A 16,815-nucleotide genomic window follows, 5' to 3' on the forward strand; every position below is an offset into this window, starting at 1 on the left:
CTCCTACCTAACTTCCTCGCATTCGCCAAATTTTGAGGTGGGAGTCTTACTGCCCGTTAAATCGGGATAAAAGGAGTGAATGTTTTATGCACCGTATTACGCTTGAACAAGTTTTTAAACATCACATTACACAAAAATATGTAAACCGTTCTGGAATGGTCCACGCGATTGCTGTCGCTTACCATGCGTTTCACTTAGCCAAAAAGCATCACGCCTCAGTCGATGCTGCGACAAAGGCTGGCTTCCTTCATGATATCGGACATCACACGTGGTACACAGGCGGCGAATGGGACTATGACTTGTATAAAAAGAATGATATACATGCGATTAAAGGGGCAGAAAGATCTCATAAATTGCTTATTAGATTAGGAGAACATCCGAAACTAGCAAAAGAAATTTCTGTTGCAATTCTTCTGCACACTGATTCTTTCCTACTAGAACAAACACTTGAAAGAACACCTCTACAAAACGTTATTAAGTGGGCGGATGAAGCCGATGAAGAGCCAGGCGGCGCACATCATTATAGAACGATTTCTTATGAAAAAGCATTGAAAGCAATTCAGCAATTAGACCGATTGGTAGAACGTGAATTACAAATAGAGCAAAAGAAATCGAATGACAAGGCAGAACATAGTTATCAATGAGAAAGAGGCATCACTATAGGGTGATACCTCTTTTATTATTTTCCCCTAAAAAAACACGCGGAATATTTCAAATTTAAATCTTGTATGTAATATTTAAACGTAACATTCCAAATTCAAATCAACTATAATTTTATATACAAATATAAAGAGGTGATTTGAACATATGCAATCCGCTACACAAATTCCACACGAACAGAAAAACTCCATGTCATGGTTACAATTTCTTGGAGTTTTATTCATTCTCTTTCCATGTCTCTCATTAATAAATATACTCTTTACATTTTTACCTATTGAGTTATATGGATACATTAACCCAGATACAAATAAACCTTTGCTTGAATCTATAGAAAATGTAAGTTATGAATTAGTTGCCCTACTTTTACTAATCGTATATATCATGAAATATAAACCACTGAAAGAACTAGTATTACCCACATTCGATTTTCGAGTTTTAAAATCTTTTCAGATGTACATCTATGTTCTCATTTATTATGTACTCACCCTGTTTGTAGATATGTTTGTATTAGATAAATTATTCCCTTCATCCGTACAAGAACAGTCTGATGCATTGCAACTTTCAACACTAGAGCACTATCCACTTCTCTTACTTCTAGCTGGTGGGATTTTTGCACCTATTTTTGAAGAGCTTGTGTGCAGAGGTATTCTTCTTCGTTTTTTCGAAGAGAAGTTTACCTTTTGGCCAGCTGTAATTCTCTCAAGTTTAATTTTCGGTATTGCTCATACGTACTCTGTGGGAATTATGGTTAGCGCATTTATGACGGGAATATTTGCTTGTTTATTGTACAAACAAACTAAATCTATTATTCCAGCTATGCTATTACATATTTTGACTAATATAATCGCCTTTTCAACGTAAAAAAGAGGTATCATCACGATACCTCTCTTTACTCTTTTATCACAACTTCAAACTCTTCTTCCATCACACTATCCCCTAGCTTTTCAAAGAGCCAATAACACATCATCCATACATTCCTATCAAATTATACATATTCATTAATAATATCCAAAATAAACCTTATGTAGTAAAATATAACTCATTACATAGAAGGAGATTATATATGTTGAGCTTACTTTGGGTTGTGTATATGCCACTTCTTGTTTTATGCGGATTTTTCGGTGGTATTTTTTTAATTATTACTAGCATTAAACATCGCAAATTATTTGTTGGTTTAATGGGACTACTTAGCTTCTCCTTTGTCACGCTACCTTTTGTTTTTTGGGGTATGGGGGTGAATAGCGATACAATCCTCCCTATTTCAACTACTTTATATTGGATACTGTTTTCTTTAACTGGATTATTGGCAGGATTAAGTGGATTACAAGCAAAAATTAAAAGTATACGCAACATGGGATTCATTATTTTTATTGCTGGAATATTAGGGGTCATCTTCTGGGAACTCATGTCTGTAGGTGATTCATTCTATACCTAATAGTTTTTTAGAAATCCACAAATCGGAGGTAATATAGAAGTGTTTGGAATATTAACTTGGACGATTTTGGCTCCTATTTTGATGCTATGCGAATTCATCATTGGCATTTTTTTAATTGCTGCTGGAATTAAATACCGAAAATTACTTACTTTTATAGCAGGATTGATTTGCATATTGCTTATCGTTGTTCCTATCATTTGTATAGGTTATGGAATAGACATAGAGCAGATGATCCCAATTTCAGGAACTTTATATTGGTGTCTCTTCTCTTTAGCTGGACTATTAGCTATTATAAGCGGAAGACAAATATCAAGTATCCGTTCTATGGGGACGATTTTGTTTATAACAGGATTATGCTCTGTGAGTGGTTATCATCTTTTATATCTCACTCTTTAAAAAGATAAAAAAGCAGGGAAATTAATTCCCTGCTTTTCTATTTCGTTTATTGCCTGATGGTAAGAAGAACGATAACAACCAAGCAATACCGGCTAATATTGTTGCAATTAAGAAGGCATCATTAATACCGTTAATTGCAGATAGCTTTGAAATTTGTCCGAATAATAGTTGCGTGCTCATCGCATCTCCTGCTTGTGCAGATCCAGCAACTGCAGCTAGGCTTTGGCCCATGCCGTGCACTTTATCAACTAAAATTGGGTTTGACGTTGTTAACATATTGCCGTAATCCGCTACGTGAGCAGTCGTTTGTTGCGTCATAAGTGTGATTAATATCGCTGTTCCAATTGAACCAGCTACTTGTCTTGACGTATTTTGCGTTGCTGTACCGTGAGAAATTAATTTCATCGGCAGTGCGTTCATACCAGCTGTCATAATTGGCATCATAATGAATGACATACCAATTGAGCGTATAATATAATCCGTCATAATAACGCTATACGGTGTATCCATCGATAACGTTGTAAATTTATATGTCGCAAATGTTGTAATGGCTAATCCGACAATTGCTAACGGACGAATACCATACTTATCAAATAGTTTACCTGCAACTGGTCCCATGATCCCCATAATTAATGATCCTGGAAGAAGTAATAAACCAGATTCCATTGGCGTAAAGCCGCGAATATTTTGCAGATATACAGGAAGTAATAACATACCTCCGAATAAGGCCATCGTTACAATCGCGTTAATTACTAATGTGAAAGTGAACGTCGGATATTTAAATACTTGCAAATCAAGCATTTTATTGTCCGTTGTTAACTCTCTCCAAATAAATACTGCTAAACCAATGACACCGATGATCATTGTTATAACAACTTCTGCACTAGTCCAGCCATTATTTCCAGCTTCACTAAATCCGTACAATAAGCTTCCTAGTCCAATACTTGAACTAATAACACCAAATACATCTAACTTTGTTTTAGACACCGGCTGTGCTAGTGTGAAGAATTTTAAAGATAAGAACGTAATAATTAAACCGATCACAAACATCCCATAGAACATTAAGTTCCAGCTATAATTTTCAATTACCCAACCTGTTATAGTTGGTCCGATAGCTGGTGCTAAAATCATCGCTACCCCTAGTAACCCCATCGCTGCTCCGCGTTTATGAGGCGGGAATAATGTCATGAAGATATTCATACCAACTGGCATTAAAATACCTGCACCGACCGCTTGAATAATGCGGCCCGTCATCATCATTGTAAAGTTACCTGATGTAGCACAAATGATAGATCCTACCGTGAAAAATAACATTGCCGCTACGAATAATTTACGATACGTAAATCGTGAAACTAAAAAGGCACTAATCGGCACTAAAATTCCGTTTACAAGCATGAAGCCTGTAATTAACCATTGGGCCGTTGAAGTTGATACGTTAAATTCGTTCATTAACGGAGGCAATGCAACATTAATGATCGTTTGATTTAAAATAGAAATGAACATACCGAGAATTAATACAGTTACAACTGCCTTTACATTCACATTCTCTACCGGCAATTGTCTCTTCAGCATTTCTTTTTCCTGTTTTACTTGCTCTTGCTTCCCTGTTTCTAATTCCACTACGTTAGAAGCTTCTGTTTCTTGTTTTTGTTCAATTTCTTTCTCTTCTGTTTCTAACTTACTTACTTCTATTTTACTTACGGCTGGGACTTGTTCTTCTCCCACGTTCGTTTTTTTCTTTCGTAAAAGACGATTTACAAGGAAGAAGACGATTATACAAAATAGTGCATATCCTACAATTGCAATTGAGGACATCTCATCTCCCCCTTACTTATGAATACGAACTGACACATTCATTCCAGGAACAATATTTACTGATTTACTATGGTCTAAAGAAATTTTAACTGGTACAACTTGCTTTACTTTCGTATAGTTCGCTGTTGCGTTACTTGATGGTAACATTGAGAATGTATTTGCTGTTGTTAATCCAACTTGTTCTACTTTTCCTGTTAACGTTGTATCTGGGTATGCATCTACATACACATCTACTGTTTGGCCTTTTTGAACATCATCAATAGTTGTTTCTTCAATGTTTGCTGTTACCCATAAGTTATTCATATCAAATGCGTAAGCAATTGGGCTACCCGCTCCAACGAACGCATTTGTTGTTGCGTTTGATTGTACAACTGTTGCATTTTGCGGAATCGTTACGTCTACTGTTTGCTCACCATTTGCTCCTGCTACAGTAACAGCACCTAATTTATCGTTCTCATTGTAGTTTTTTCCTACTTCTGCTTTCCAGTCAGTTAATTTACCCGCTACTGGTGATGCAATTGGAATTACCTTCCCGTCAATTTTTGCATTGTCTGTTTTTAAATAGTTTTCCGTTTGATTGTAATAGTAATAACCGCCGATACCGCCGCCAACTAATACAATTAATGTGATAATGTTGATAATTATCATTCTTCGAAACTGATTCATTGCATTCCTCTCCTTATATCGCATATAATTTTTTTCTAAACTATTTACATCCTTAGTGTTTATATTGTTTAATTGTTAATTATATTAACCTTTAAACAAAAAAAGCACACCTTTTACGACGCAAACTATGTTTTGTCTGCATCCTAGCGGTGCTGATTTCTAAAGGACTATCGTTTATAATTATAAATAATTATCCCGAATCTACAACCAACAATTTAAACCTATATGTTGTTTAAACAACATTACACTATACATGTGTTGTTTAAGTTTAAAAAATTAAACGAGGTGAAGTAAAAATGTCTATTAAAAATACAAATGATCCACGTGTAAAACGAACGAGACAACTCATACAGGATGCTTTTGTCGCTTTAGTAGGCGAAAAGGGCTTTGAAAATGTAACTGTGCAACATATCGCGGAACGCGCTCCTGTAAATCGTGCTACATTTTATAGCCATTACCATGATAAATATGATTTATTAGAAAAAAGTATAGAAGAAATGTTAGAAAAACTAGCTGAAGTAATTAAACCGCAAAAACGAAATAAAGAAGATTTTCAGCTCACATTTGACTCACCACATCCAACCTTTTTAGCTTTGTTTGAACATATAGCAGAAAACGTGAACTTCTATAACGTTATGCTTGGTGATAAAGCCGCTGGAAACTACTCTTATAAAATGATGAAAACAGTCCAAACACATTTAACATTAAGCTTATCTATTTCACAGCCGGATGATGAAGAACTCATGGTTCCTCGTGACATTCTTATTAGTTATGTTACAGGGGCTCATATCGGAATGATTATGTCATGGTTAAAAAGAGGCATGATTTATACCCCGCATTTCATGGCAATGCAATTAACTCGCTTAATTATTTTAGGAGCCCATACTGCAGCAGGATTAGAAAGACCATTTTAAAAACGGAAAAAGCGAAGGAAATTACCCTTCGCTTTTTTCTATTAATTAAATGTAATGTTATGTACAGCCTCTTTATCAAGACGTTTAATAACTTCTACAATTAACTTCACTGCGTTTTCGTAATCATCACGATGTAACATCGTTGCATGAGAATGAATGTAGCGTGTCGCAATCGTAATTGCCATAGACGGAATACCATTTACAGAAATGTGAATTGCTCCTGCATCCGTTCCCCCGCCCGCTACAGAATCATACTGATATGGAATTTGTAATTCATCAGCAACATCAACAACGAAATCACGTAAACCTGTATGACCAATAACGGAAGCATCATATAAAATAATCTGCGGCCCATCACCCATTTTACTTTGTGCTTCTTTGGCTGTTACACCTGGTGTATCCCCAGCAATACCAACATCTACAGCGAATGCGATATCTGGCTTAATATAGTTTGCAGATGTTTTCGCACCACGAAGACCAACTTCTTCTTGTACAGTCCCAACGCCGTATACAACGTTTGGATGCTTTTCATCTTTTAATTGTTTTAATACGTCAATTGCAATTGCACAGCCAATTCGGTTATCCCATGCTTTTGCAAGTAACATCTTTTCATTCTTCATCACTTGGAATTCGAAGTACGGTACAACTTGATCTCCTGGTCTTACGCCCCACTCCATCGCTTCTTCTTGGCTAGAAGCACCAATATCGATGAACATGTCTTTAATTTCAACTGGCTTTTTACGAGCTTCTGGAGGTAAAATGTGCGGTGGTTTTGAACCAATTACACCTGTTACATCTCCTTTACGCGTTACAATCGTTACGCGCTGTGCAAGCATAACTTGCGACCACCAGCCACCAACCGTTTGGAAACGAAGGAAGCCTTTGTCATCAATTTGTGTAATCATAAAGCCAACTTCATCTAAATGACCTGCCACCATAATTTTCGGGCCGTTTTCTTCCCCAACTTTTTTCGCAACTAAACTTCCTAAATTATCAGTAGAAAGTTCATCTGCAAACGGCTCAATATATTTCTTCATTACTTCACGTGGTTCACGCTCGTTACCCGCAATACCGCGTGCGTCTGTTAATTCTTTTAGCATTGTCAATGTCTCGTCTAATTTTGTCATTGCCAACACCCTCCTTTTTCTTCAGTCACTTTATTATACAAAAGTAAATTGAAATATTCAAAAATTAACTTAGTATCCTTGTGTTTGACGCTGATGATTTACTTCATTTTTATCTAAATATGCTTTTTCAATTTCTTCTTGTTCAAATTCAAGCGCTTGTCCAAGGCGAAGATAGCTTGTAAATAGTTCAATATAGTTCGTGATAGAAGGTTGATCTGTAAAACGAATCACTTTCGCATATGTGTCTAAGAAAATTTCCACTTGTGTTTTATTCGTTTGCGCACATTTATAGAATAAGAAGTTTTTATCAATTCCTAAATCGATTCCGATTGATAAAATAAAATGCAAACCATCTACGTATTCTTCTAATATTACTTCACGTTCTGACGCTGGTTTATTGCTCCAATATTTAAAACAACGTGTTTCATTTGCAAGTTCTCCAATTTCTACAAGAAGAGCTAACATTTTTTCTTTTAACAATTTCTTCGGTTGTAATTCATGCTCTTTCACAATACGGTCATCTAATTCTTTTTGTAATTTAAATAGTTGTAGTAAGTCCATTCTATTGTCCTCCTCCAACATCGCATTTTCCGCAACAATGTTGTTTCATCTCAAAGTTCATTATTATTTTTCGTTTCTTATTAACAAGTCAGCTACCTACATCTTTATAAAGATAGCTTGTCCTTAATTTGCAAATACGTTTCAATCATCGCTCACAGATTGTTCACTTGATGAAAGTTCCATATCATCTTTCCATTATAGCAGTGTCGTTTCTGCTAGGAAAGATGCACTTCCTCACGAATGAGTTCAAATAAAAAAAGTCAGGAGGATTCGCCTGACTTCATATGTATATTCTTTTATATCGCTATAGCTTTTATATTGATTTTGTCATATCGATAACGACACGTCCATTAATCTTTCTTACTTTCATGTAAACGCACGCCTCCTCGTTATCGTTACAAAAACTCTTACAAGCACATCTTAATATAATAGAGAGCAATAACTCATTTAATTGTGACGACACTAAGCGGGAAATTTCACAAGTTATTGAATGGTTATAATGAATACAAATAAAAAAACCTTAGAAGAAAGATCTTCTAAGGTTTTAAACAATTAGTTAATGTTGTTTTTTGCAACTGTTGCTAATTCAGCGAAAGCTTTTTCGTCATGAACAGCTAAGTCAGCAAGCATCTTGCGGTTAACTTCGATGCCAGCATTTTTTAAACCGTGCATTAAGCGGCTGTAAGAAAGACCATTCATACGAGCTGCTGCGTTGATACGTGTAATCCATAATTTACGGAAGTCACGTTTCTTTTGACGACGGTCACGGAATGCATACATTAGAGATTTCATAACCTGTTGGTTAGCAACCTTAAATAATGTACTCTTAGAACCGTAGTAACCTTTTGCTAATTTTATAACTTTTTTACGACGTTGACGAGTAACTGTACCACCTTTTACTCTTGGCATAATATTACCTCCTAGTTTGTTCTATATATCAGCCGAACTTATTTTAAGTTGTCAAGCATTTGACGAATGCGTTTGAAGTCACCAGCGCTAACTACACCAGCTTTACGTAGTTTACGTTTAGCTTTTGTAGATTTGTTAGCGAATAAATGGCTTGTGTAAGCGTGAGAACGCTTCAGTTTACCAGATCCAGTCTTTTTGAAACGCTTTGCAGCGCCGCGATGAGTTTTTTGTTTAGGCATAGGTATTTCCTCCTCTATCTATTACTTATCGTTTTTCGGTGCTAAAACTAAGAACATACTGCGTCCTTCCATTTTAGGCTTAGATTCAATTGTACTAACTTCAGCACAAGCTTCTGAGAAGCGATCTAAAACACGTTGACCGATTTCTTTATGAGTAATGGCACGTCCTTTAAAGCGAATTGACGCTTTAACCTTGTCGCCTTTCTCTAAAAACTTGACAGCATTACGAAGTTTTGTGTTAAAGTCATGTTCATCAATTGTTGGACTTAAACGAACTTCTTTCATGCTAATTACTTTTTGATTTTTGCGCTGTTCTTTTTCTTTCTTCTGTTGCTCAAAGCGGAATTTACCGTAGTCCATAATGCGGCATACTGGCGGTTTCGCATTTGGAGCAACCAATACTAAATCAAGATTAAGACCTGCAGCTAAGTCTAAAGCGTCATTACGAGACTTGATTCCAAGTTGATCGCCGTTTGCGCCAACTAAGCGTACTTCACGTGCACGAATTTGCTCGTTAATCATCATATCCTTGCTAATAGTAAGCCACCTCCAAGGTTTTCTTAGAATACGTTTTGCAATTGTAGAACCCGAACAAAAAAAGTGCGGGCACACGGCACCCACACTTGTAATATCTTTAGTAAGAAATACATTTACCTGCTAACTGCGAATGCGTCCATCAGGTGAGAAGCGGGTGCTTCTACTTGTCAAAACCATATTCTATTATCCTTGATGAGTTTATCATAGGACATGACGTCTGTCAAGAAGACGCGATGTGTTTTACTAACAACAAGAAATATTGTAACAAACAACCAGCATACTTGCAATACTTTTTTATGATAAGTATTGTTTGGTTATTTTTTCTAGATTTTCTTTTTTATAATACATAAAAAAGCCGCGGTATACCGCGGCTTTTTCTTATCGTTTTCCTTCTACTTTAATCATGTCAACAAACGCATCTAATGCGATTGTTTCTGATTTTTGTTCACCATATTTACGTACGTTAACGCCATTTTCAGTAACTTCATTGTCACCTACTACAAGCATGTACGGAATCTTTTGCATTTGTGCTTCACGGATTTTGTAACCAATTTTCTCTTCACGAGTGTCTAATTCAACACGGATACCAGCACGTCGTAATTCATCTTGTACTTTCTTCGCATAATCTAAATGTACTTGCGGAGAAACTGGAATTACTTGCGCCTGAACTGGAGCTAACCAAGTTGGGAATGCGCCTTTGTATTCTTCAATTAAGAAGGCTACAAAACGTTCCATAGTTGATACAACACCACGGTGAATTACAACTGGACGATGTTGTTTACCGTCTTCACCAACGTAAGTTAATTCAAAGCGTTCTGGAAGTAAGAAGTCTAATTGTACAGTTGAAAGTGTTTCGTCTTTTCCAAGAGCAGTACGAACTTGAACATCAAGTTTCGGACCATAGAATGCCGCTTCACCTTCAGCTTCATAGTAATCAAGACCCATTTCATCCATAGCTTCTTTTAACATACCTTGTGCTTTTTCCCACATCTCATCATCAGCATAATACTTTTTAGTATCTGCTGGGTCACGATAAGATAGACGGAATGAATAGTTTTCTAAACCGAAATCTTTGTACACTTCTAACGTTAAGTTTACAACACGTTTTAATTCTTCTTTAATTTGATCTGGACGAACGAAAATGTGCGCATCATTTAAAGTCATTCCGCGTACACGTTGTAATCCAGATAATGCTCCAGACATTTCATAGCGGTGCATTGTTCCAAGTTCCGCAATACGGATTGGTAATTCACGGTAGCTGTGAATATCGTTTTTATAAACCATCATATGGTGAGGGCAGTTCATTGGACGAAGAACTAATTCTTCATTATCCATTTCCATTGATGGGAACATGCCATCACGGTAATGGTTCCAGTGACCAGAAGTTTCATAAAGCTCTCTACTTCCTAACACTGGAGTGTATACGTGATCATAGCCTAAGCTTGCTTCTTTATCAACGATGTAACGCTCGATAATACGGCGAATTGTTGCACCTTTTGGTAACCAAAGTGGTAAACCTTGTCCTACTTTTTGGCTATTAGTAAATAGTTTTAACTCTTTACCTAATTTACGGTGATCGCGCTCTTTCGCTTCTTCAAGCATACGTAAGTGCTCATCTAATTCTGCTTTCTTAACGAATCCAGTACCGTAAATACGTTGTAACATTTTATTATTGCTATCGCCGCGCCAGTAAGCACCTGCAACGCTTAATAATTTAAACACTTTAATCTTCCCTGTAGATGGAAGGTGAACACCACGGCAAAGGTCGAAGAATTCGCCTTGCTCATAGATTGAAATAACTGCATCTTCTGGAAGATCGTTAATTAAATCTAATTTTAACTCATCGCCGATTTCTTCAAAGCGACGAAGTGCTTCTGCACGTGGTACTTCATGACGAACGATTTCTAAGTTTTCGTTCACGATTTTTTGCATTTCTTTTTCGATTTTCTTGAAGTCTTCAACTGTAATTGCTTCTTCCATATCAATATCGTAGTAGAAGCCATTTTCGATTACTGGACCAATGCCAAGCTCAAGCTTAACATCTTTATATAAACGTTTTAACGCTTGTGCTAAAAGGTGAGCTGTTGAGTGGCGTAAAATATATAAGCCATCTTCAGAATCTAATGTAATAATAGAAACTGCACCATCTTCTTCGATTGGTGTAACAAGATCGATCATCTCATCGTTTAATTTTCCAGCCACAGCTTTTTTCTTTAAGCCTGGGCTAATAGAAGCTGCGATTTCTTCAGTTGTTACTCCTTTTGGAAACTCCTTCACAGCTCCATCAGGGAAAGTAATTTTAACTACATCTGCCATCACTGGTCACTCCTCTTTTTTTTCAAAATAAAAAACACTCATCCCATAAAAAGGGACGAGTGTTGAATTCGTGGTTCCACCCTTGTTCCAATTAACCTTATTGTTAATTGCTCAAGTTCAACATAACGGTGTTGTCCGTTAGCAATTACTAGAAAAACGTTCACTGCTAAAGTTTAGAGGTGGTAAGTAATAATCCCGTAATAGGAAGCTCGCACCCTAAGGCTTCCCTCTCTGAAAATCGTAGAAAACTACCCATGTCCTCATCATAACATTTCGATATATTTCATTTATGTAGGTAATTATATGCTCAAAAACTTAGAAAATCAAGGGCGTTACCTTTATTTTTTAAATTTTTCACGTTGCGCTCAAATTCATGTAATCCATGTAGTTGCACTCGTTCCTGAAATACATTTCGCAAAGTAATAATCATATTATGATCTTGTTCTTTCGTATATAAATAAATCTTTTTCGGCGAAATAGAAAGAAGTGGTGCAATTACTTTCGTATCAATATATACATCCTGTTTCTTTAATAATTCTTCATCTATATATTGAACCAATTTATCCTGTTTTAAACGTCTACCTTTATCATCATAGAAAATAAAACTTTCATCAAAAATAAGATGTACACAGGACAAACGTGATTTCCGGCTACTTACTTGTTGGCGAAGTGTCTCAATGAACATTTGATATTCCTGCTCCATCTTATACTCATCAATTGCAACTTCAGCAAGCCTAGCTATCATTTCCCTATATGTACGAAGACGAAAACGAACGTATGATGAAAACGAGAATGAGAGCGGATCACAAAGCCAATCATTCAAAGATGACGCAATATAAGATTCGAATTTTTGACGTGTTAAATCACGGGCTACTCCTTTTCTTCTTTCCTTTAAAATCTCATGTGCCATATGCAATATTTGATGACACTCTTCTTGTTCTTCATAAAAAAACTTTTCCTTTAAAATGGTATGAATCCATTCATTTTGTTTCACATTCATAATGAAATATAGTAATACTGGCAATAAAATCTTTTCAATATAATTCGATTCACATAATGGTATATGAATAACAACCTTTTGTTCGTTTAAATATACACTTGTTTCCTTATATAAGGATTCCGTTCTTTTCGTTAGTTGTCTGTATACGTGCACAGCATCATTTTTTTCTTCGAAGCAAATTTCAATCACTTTTGTCCCCCCTTTTATCCCCGCTCTAAAGGATTGCATCTATACGTTACAAATCCTATAAGAGTCCGATCTATGGAAGTTCACTCTTAGTAGAAACCTATCTCCCATTGTTAGAACATCCACTCGATATGGCTTGCTAATTTTATATATATTAAGGGAGGGAGAAAAAAATGATACAAGCTACTCTGAAAAAATGTTTAAAATAAAAAAGAGCAAGCTTCTCAGCTCGCTCTTTACTTATTACGACGGTTCTTCCCGCCAATTGGGATTGGCTTCGCTAAATATTTAATTCGTTCCATAATACGGGCCGCTTTCATCTCTTCTGCTTCACCGCGCTGTGTATACGTTAAATGATGTTCCAACTGTTTGAAATCAAAGTTAGATGTAAAGAACGTCGGTAAGTTTTCCAACATACGGAACTGTAAGATTGCACCGAGTACATCATCACGTACAAAACTTGACATCGCTTCTGCCCCGATATCATCTAACATTAATACTTGTACACGTTTGACAGCATCAATCTTTCCGCTAATCGAATTATCTTGAATCGAACTTTTGATTTCACGTAAAAATTCAGGAAAGTATACGAGCATCGAACTAATTTTCTTTCGCGCAAGCTCATTTGCAATTGCCCCTAAAAGATACGTTTTCCCTACACCAAATTTACCGTACAAATATAAACCTTGTGCTTTTTTACCTGGTTCGTATGTGTTTAAAAATTCATTCGTTGCACCTATTGCATCAATACGTGCATCTAAACCTGAAGGGTCTAAATTTTCCATAGTTGCCTGCAAAATGTCAACTGGCATATATACACTTTGAACAAGTTTTTCATATTTTTTTCTCTCATCATATGCTACTTTTCTAATACAACGATCGTATTGAATATCAATCATCTTACCTTGGATGACGAGCTTCGGCTCATATCCTTGTAGCATATTTTTACATGACCCTAAATCTGGACAATCCGCACACCCTACACTTTGTCCAATATATTCATATAACTTCACAAGACTTCGTTCAATCATAGAAGTCGTTACTTCACCTTTATGTTCGTCTATAAATTCTTTCACACGAGGGTGCGCCATCACTTCTGCCTTTAAGACTTCATATCTATTTTTAAAGTTTTTATTTTCCATTAATTTCGTAAATGAATTTTGAATATGCTCCATTTTCTCACCTCAAAGAGCGTTCATTTTCTTTTATTAATCACGCTTATATTTTTTCAATACTTCTTCTAATCGTTTCCGTTCATCTTCTAACGTACTTGCATCTTTTTTCGCACTTACGTCATTTTTTACAGGTTCTTTCTCTTCTTCTTTCGACTCTTCTTTAAGCCAATCTGGTACCATTTCTTTTCGCACTGTTTTCTTCGCTGTACGGCCTTTTTTCTTCGTCTCAGCCCACTCTTGATATTGACGATTCTCTTCTTTCGCTAGCGCCATCGCCTCGCCTACTGTACCGACCTTTTTTCGCGCCCAATGTCCAGCAATCTTCTCGACATACGTTTTAGCAAGCTTCATATCTGAGCGTAGCATAACGTAATAAATAAGTACATTCACAACCCCTGGCGTTAACTTTTGGTTCATCATTACATCCTCAACGATTTGCAAGTCCGCTTTCGTCGCCTCTGCACCGCCTGAAATCTCTTTCAATAGTTGTTTTGGCGAGATTTCCTCTAACTGCTTCATTAGCATCTCTTCTTGCGTAGATGGCTCTTTCTCTTTCATTGTACGAGCAGCATGAGGTTGCACTCTTTCACTTAATACAGGTAACGCTTGACCATTTTCGAATTGATACCAATCGCGTGCTCCCTTCCGAAGCCTTTCGATATCAATTGTTTGCACTTCTGTCACTGCGCCAAGAACGATATTTTGCATCGATAACACATCCACACCGTACACATAAGCGAGTGTAATGACACATTCTCTCACTTGATCTGTAATCGCCTTTTTAGGAACAAGCGCTGATAGTCCGTCTACAAATAAAGAGAAATCAAAGAAATCATTCCAAACTTTCGGAGCATCCCCATTCTCGTTACTTGGCATAATTGTCGTTTTCGGGATACGCAGTTCTTCTTGCGCATATTCAAACTGACCTGGGTTAAACGAATCAAATATATCGTTGAAGGAGCGCGTAACATTTTCATAAGAAGCAAAATCGAATTCTTCTTCTAAGAAATATTGCTTTACTTGGTTGTATTTTGTCCGACTCAAGCGATTATATAAAAAGATACTTAAAACAATATCATCAAAAAACTGCTTCGGAGATAAAGGTGGTTGCAATTCATATATAAACATTCGAATATCTTTTTCTTTCTTAATATATACATTTAAAAGACCAATCGCTTCTAACTTTACTCGTTCCCCATATATTTCAGGAAGTTGCATTTGCATAGTCACCATAAGGGAGTGATGTGTATTCTCTTTTCCAAATACACGATCTTGCTCTAACTCTCCCCATAGTGTCATGTATAAGCTAAAAGCTCTACTACCTATTAACGGCTGATACAACATCGTTAATACTTTCCGGTCGTAATTATGTAACAACCCTTTCGCACTTACTTTATAACGATCAATCGGCAATAGCTCCATCCATGACTGTTTTTCCATTCTTGCCTTTCCTTTCTCTCATCCAATCTAACCTACATTTCACTCGTTCTATCTTTATTATATAATTTATTAGCGAAAAAGAGCTATTAGCTTCCGCTTCTAGCTCTCTTATCTCGTTTACTTACAGTATATAAAGAGCTTCCTTCTACTCTCTCTCTTTTTGCAGTATATCTTTTAATTCTTCAATAAATACATTTAAATCTTTAAATTGACGATACACAGAAGCAAAACGTACGTAAGCAACATCATCAATATCACGAAGTTCTTCCATAACAATTTCACCAATCATATCACTTTTCACTTCTGATATACCTAAGTTACGAAGTTCACGCTCCACACTTTGTGTTACTTCCTCTAACTGCCTTAAAGATACAGGTCTTTTTTCACACGCTTTAATTAAGCCGCGTAAAATTTTCTCTTTATTAAACTCTTCTCGTGTTCCTTCTTTTTTAACAACGATAAGAGGTGATTCTTCTACTCTTTCAAATGTCGTAAAGCGACTTAAACAACTTTCACACTCTCTTCTTCTTCGAATAGAGCGCCCCTCGTCTACCGGACGCGAATCTAACACTCTTGTGCCATTATGAAAACAGGATGGACAACGCAATTCATTCACTCCTTTACACTATAATCTTTATTTCTTCGCTACTCATCTACATGTGAAAATATATATACAATATTATATAACTCATTCTTCTACACTGACCACTATAAGTTCATACATAGCATGGTCCTATTTTATATAAACTAAAAAAGAGGTGCATTATACACCTCTTTACATTTTAAATCAATTATGTTCTTTTTTAAAGAGCTTTTGTTTCTCTCTGCTTAATTTCGAAGCTACCAGTGCCTCGAGGAAGCTCGATGCTCTCACGCGTTTTCGCGTTTAAACCTTCTGCAATATATTCTGCAGCAACATTTGGATCAATACGATCCCCACAAGTATAAACATCAATACTTGCGTAACCGTGCTCCGGAAAGCTATGAATTGTTAAATGTGATTCCGAGATAATTACTACTCCACTTACACCTTGTGGTGCAAATTTATGAAAAGCAACCTCACGTACTTCAGCACCAGCTCTTAGTGCTGCATCCACAAATAATTGTTCAATATACGGCATGTCATTAAGCTTGTCGAAATCGCAATCCCAAAGTTCAGCGATTACGTGACGACCCATCGTATCCATAGTATCCATTCTACAGTTCCCCCTTGTAAATTTATTCTAACTGTTCGAATTGAAAACTAATTTGCAATTTGGCTTGCTCCACTACCACGGGGGAAAGTTAGTCCAGAGAGGTCCTAACCCTTTAAGTAGTGACTACGTACCTCAGCTCTTAAGTTTACGAGTGTTAGTATACTTTGTTTATTTTCATTTTGCAACAACAGTTTTTTCGATTTTCTGTCATAATTTCCTCTTTACTTTTCCCTAAAAAAAATA

General features: G+C 36.3%; 18 protein-coding genes and 2 other annotated features. Of the genes, 5 read left to right on the forward strand and 13 right to left on the reverse strand.

What is annotated here, in order from left to right:
- Positions 1 to 86 precede the first annotated feature (86 nt).
- From V7038_RS12220 to V7038_RS12235, 4 genes are all read left to right on the forward strand, one after another.
- Entirely contained in the window at positions 87 to 644 is a 558-nt protein-coding gene (locus V7038_RS12220) for an HD domain-containing protein (RefSeq protein WP_002112175.1), read from the forward strand.
- A gap of 163 nt (positions 645 to 807) precedes the next feature.
- Entirely contained in the window at positions 808 to 1,521 is a 714-nt protein-coding gene (locus V7038_RS12225) for a CPBP family intramembrane glutamic endopeptidase (RefSeq protein ID WP_070129048.1), read from the forward strand.
- Positions 1,522 to 1,723: 202 nt separating this feature from the next.
- On the forward strand, positions 1,724 to 2,095 hold the full coding sequence (locus V7038_RS12230) for a hypothetical protein (protein ID WP_002112177.1): 372 nt from the start codon (positions 1,724 to 1,726) through the stop codon (positions 2,093 to 2,095).
- A gap of 39 nt (positions 2,096 to 2,134) precedes the next feature.
- Positions 2,135 to 2,491: an ammonia permease gene (locus V7038_RS12235; RefSeq protein WP_070129049.1), complete on the forward strand. Its 357-nt coding sequence runs from the start codon at positions 2,135 to 2,137 to the stop codon at positions 2,489 to 2,491.
- A gap of 21 nt (positions 2,492 to 2,512) precedes the next feature.
- On the opposite strand, the gene V7038_RS12240 is transcribed toward V7038_RS12235, so the two are convergent.
- Together V7038_RS12240 and V7038_RS12245 are read right to left on the reverse strand one after the other, a co-directional pair.
- Positions 2,513 to 4,306 carry a DHA2 family efflux MFS transporter permease subunit gene (locus V7038_RS12240; protein ID WP_002112180.1) on the reverse strand — a complete coding sequence of 598 codons (1,794 nt, stop codon included), beginning with the start codon at positions 4,304 to 4,306 and terminating at the stop codon, positions 2,513 to 2,515.
- 12 nt (positions 4,307 to 4,318) lie between these two features.
- On the reverse strand, positions 4,319 to 4,972 hold the full coding sequence (locus tag V7038_RS12245) for an HlyD family secretion protein (protein ID WP_002112181.1): 654 nt from the start codon (positions 4,970 to 4,972) through the stop codon (positions 4,319 to 4,321).
- 296 nt (positions 4,973 to 5,268) lie between these two features.
- Here V7038_RS12245 and V7038_RS12250 point away from each other — a divergent pair, with 296 nt between their 5' ends.
- A complete protein-coding gene (locus V7038_RS12250) occupies positions 5,269 to 5,886 on the forward strand; it encodes a TetR/AcrR family transcriptional regulator (RefSeq protein ID WP_002067422.1) in 618 nt (205 codons plus the stop codon).
- 41 nt (positions 5,887 to 5,927) lie between these two features.
- Here the strand turns inward: V7038_RS12250 and V7038_RS12255 are convergent, their stop codons facing one another.
- The 11 genes from V7038_RS12255 to speD all read right to left on the reverse strand — a co-directional run bounded on the left by V7038_RS12255 (position 5,928) and on the right by speD (position 16,563).
- Complete coding sequence (locus tag V7038_RS12255; protein WP_335470362.1) at positions 5,928 to 7,013, reverse strand: M42 family metallopeptidase; 1,086 nt, start codon at positions 7,011 to 7,013, stop codon at positions 5,928 to 5,930.
- 69 nt (positions 7,014 to 7,082) lie between these two features.
- Positions 7,083 to 7,574, reverse strand: a complete 492-nt coding sequence (locus V7038_RS12260) for a dUTP diphosphatase (RefSeq protein ID WP_002112184.1) — start codon at positions 7,572 to 7,574, stop codon at positions 7,083 to 7,085.
- 552 nt (positions 7,575 to 8,126) lie between these two features.
- The gene (gene rplT / locus V7038_RS12265) at positions 8,127 to 8,483 is read right to left on the reverse strand and encodes a 50S ribosomal protein L20 (RefSeq protein WP_001138364.1); all 357 of its coding nucleotides are present in this window, start codon (positions 8,481 to 8,483) and stop codon (positions 8,127 to 8,129) included.
- A 38-nt stretch (positions 8,484 to 8,521) separates the two neighbouring features.
- Positions 8,522 to 8,722 carry a 50S ribosomal protein L35 gene (gene rpmI / locus V7038_RS12270; protein ID WP_001125945.1) on the reverse strand — a complete coding sequence of 67 codons (201 nt, stop codon included), beginning with the start codon at positions 8,720 to 8,722 and terminating at the stop codon, positions 8,522 to 8,524.
- Between the two features lie 21 nt (positions 8,723 to 8,743).
- Entirely contained in the window at positions 8,744 to 9,247 is a 504-nt protein-coding gene (gene infC, locus V7038_RS12275; RefSeq protein WP_002015470.1) for a translation initiation factor IF-3, read from the reverse strand.
- Between the two features lie 63 nt (positions 9,248 to 9,310).
- Positions 9,311 to 9,431 (reverse strand) — a sequence feature (ribosomal protein L20 leader region).
- Positions 9,432 to 9,637: 206 nt separating this feature from the next.
- On the reverse strand, positions 9,638 to 11,575 hold the full coding sequence (gene thrS / locus V7038_RS12280; protein WP_002034275.1) for a threonine--tRNA ligase: 1,938 nt from the start codon (positions 11,573 to 11,575) through the stop codon (positions 9,638 to 9,640).
- Positions 11,576 to 11,623: 48 nt separating this feature from the next.
- Positions 11,624 to 11,851, reverse strand: a binding site (T-box leader).
- A gap of 31 nt (positions 11,852 to 11,882) precedes the next feature.
- Positions 11,883 to 12,764 (reverse strand): putative sporulation protein YtxC, encoded by an 882-nt coding sequence (gene ytxC / locus V7038_RS12285; protein WP_002112187.1) that lies wholly within the window; start codon positions 12,762 to 12,764, stop codon positions 11,883 to 11,885.
- 233 nt (positions 12,765 to 12,997) lie between these two features.
- On the reverse strand, positions 12,998 to 13,936 hold the full coding sequence (gene dnaI / locus V7038_RS12290; RefSeq protein ID WP_002112188.1) for a primosomal protein DnaI: 939 nt from the start codon (positions 13,934 to 13,936) through the stop codon (positions 12,998 to 13,000).
- A gap of 33 nt (positions 13,937 to 13,969) precedes the next feature.
- Positions 13,970 to 15,376, reverse strand: a complete 1,407-nt coding sequence (locus V7038_RS12295; protein WP_002112189.1) for a replication initiation and membrane attachment family protein — start codon at positions 15,374 to 15,376, stop codon at positions 13,970 to 13,972.
- Positions 15,377 to 15,521: 145 nt separating this feature from the next.
- The gene (nrdR, locus tag V7038_RS12300; protein ID WP_001203686.1) at positions 15,522 to 15,983 is read right to left on the reverse strand and encodes a transcriptional regulator NrdR; all 462 of its coding nucleotides are present in this window, start codon (positions 15,981 to 15,983) and stop codon (positions 15,522 to 15,524) included.
- 196 nt (positions 15,984 to 16,179) lie between these two features.
- On the reverse strand, positions 16,180 to 16,563 hold the full coding sequence (speD, locus tag V7038_RS12305) for an adenosylmethionine decarboxylase (RefSeq protein WP_002003660.1): 384 nt from the start codon (positions 16,561 to 16,563) through the stop codon (positions 16,180 to 16,182).
- Positions 16,564 to 16,815: the final 252 nt, after the last annotated feature.

The organism is Bacillus sp. JJ783, assembly GCF_036963225.1.
GTDB classification, from domain to species: domain Bacteria; phylum Bacillota; class Bacilli; order Bacillales; family Bacillaceae_G; genus Bacillus_A; species Bacillus_A cereus_U.

Excerpts from the sequence above, each read along its gene's own strand:
- V7038_RS12220 (WP_002112175.1), top strand. The coding sequence starts at position 87 with ATGCACCGTATTACGCTTGAACAAGTTTTTAAACATCACATTACACAA.
- V7038_RS12225 (WP_070129048.1), top strand. The coding sequence starts at position 808 with ATGCAATCCGCTACACAAATTCCACACGAACAGAAAAACTCCATGTCA.
- V7038_RS12230 (WP_002112177.1), top strand. The coding sequence starts at position 1,724 with ATGTTGAGCTTACTTTGGGTTGTGTATATGCCACTTCTTGTTTTATGC.
- V7038_RS12240 (WP_002112180.1), bottom strand. The coding sequence starts at position 4,306 with ATGTCCTCAATTGCAATTGTAGGATATGCACTATTTTGTATAATCGTC.
- V7038_RS12245 (WP_002112181.1), bottom strand. The coding sequence starts at position 4,972 with ATGAATCAGTTTCGAAGAATGATAATTATCAACATTATCACATTAATT.
- V7038_RS12250 (WP_002067422.1), top strand. The coding sequence starts at position 5,269 with ATGTCTATTAAAAATACAAATGATCCACGTGTAAAACGAACGAGACAA.
- V7038_RS12255 (WP_335470362.1), bottom strand. The coding sequence starts at position 7,013 with ATGACAAAATTAGACGAGACATTGACAATGCTAAAAGAATTAACAGAC.
- V7038_RS12260 (WP_002112184.1), bottom strand. The coding sequence starts at position 7,574 with ATGGACTTACTACAACTATTTAAATTACAAAAAGAATTAGATGACCGT.
- rplT (WP_001138364.1), bottom strand. The coding sequence starts at position 8,483 with ATGCCAAGAGTAAAAGGTGGTACAGTTACTCGTCAACGTCGTAAAAAA.
- rpmI (WP_001125945.1), bottom strand. The coding sequence starts at position 8,722 with ATGCCTAAACAAAAAACTCATCGCGGCGCTGCAAAGCGTTTCAAAAAG.
- infC (WP_002015470.1), bottom strand. The coding sequence starts at position 9,247 with ATGATGATTAACGAGCAAATTCGTGCACGTGAAGTACGCTTAGTTGGC.
- thrS (WP_002034275.1), bottom strand. The coding sequence starts at position 11,575 with ATGGCAGATGTAGTTAAAATTACTTTCCCTGATGGAGCTGTGAAGGAG.
- dnaI (WP_002112188.1), bottom strand. The coding sequence starts at position 13,936 with ATGGAGCATATTCAAAATTCATTTACGAAATTAATGGAAAATAAAAAC.
- V7038_RS12295 (WP_002112189.1), bottom strand. The coding sequence starts at position 15,376 with ATGGAAAAACAGTCATGGATGGAGCTATTGCCGATTGATCGTTATAAA.
- speD (WP_002003660.1), bottom strand. The coding sequence starts at position 16,563 with ATGGATACGATGGGTCGTCACGTAATCGCTGAACTTTGGGATTGCGAT.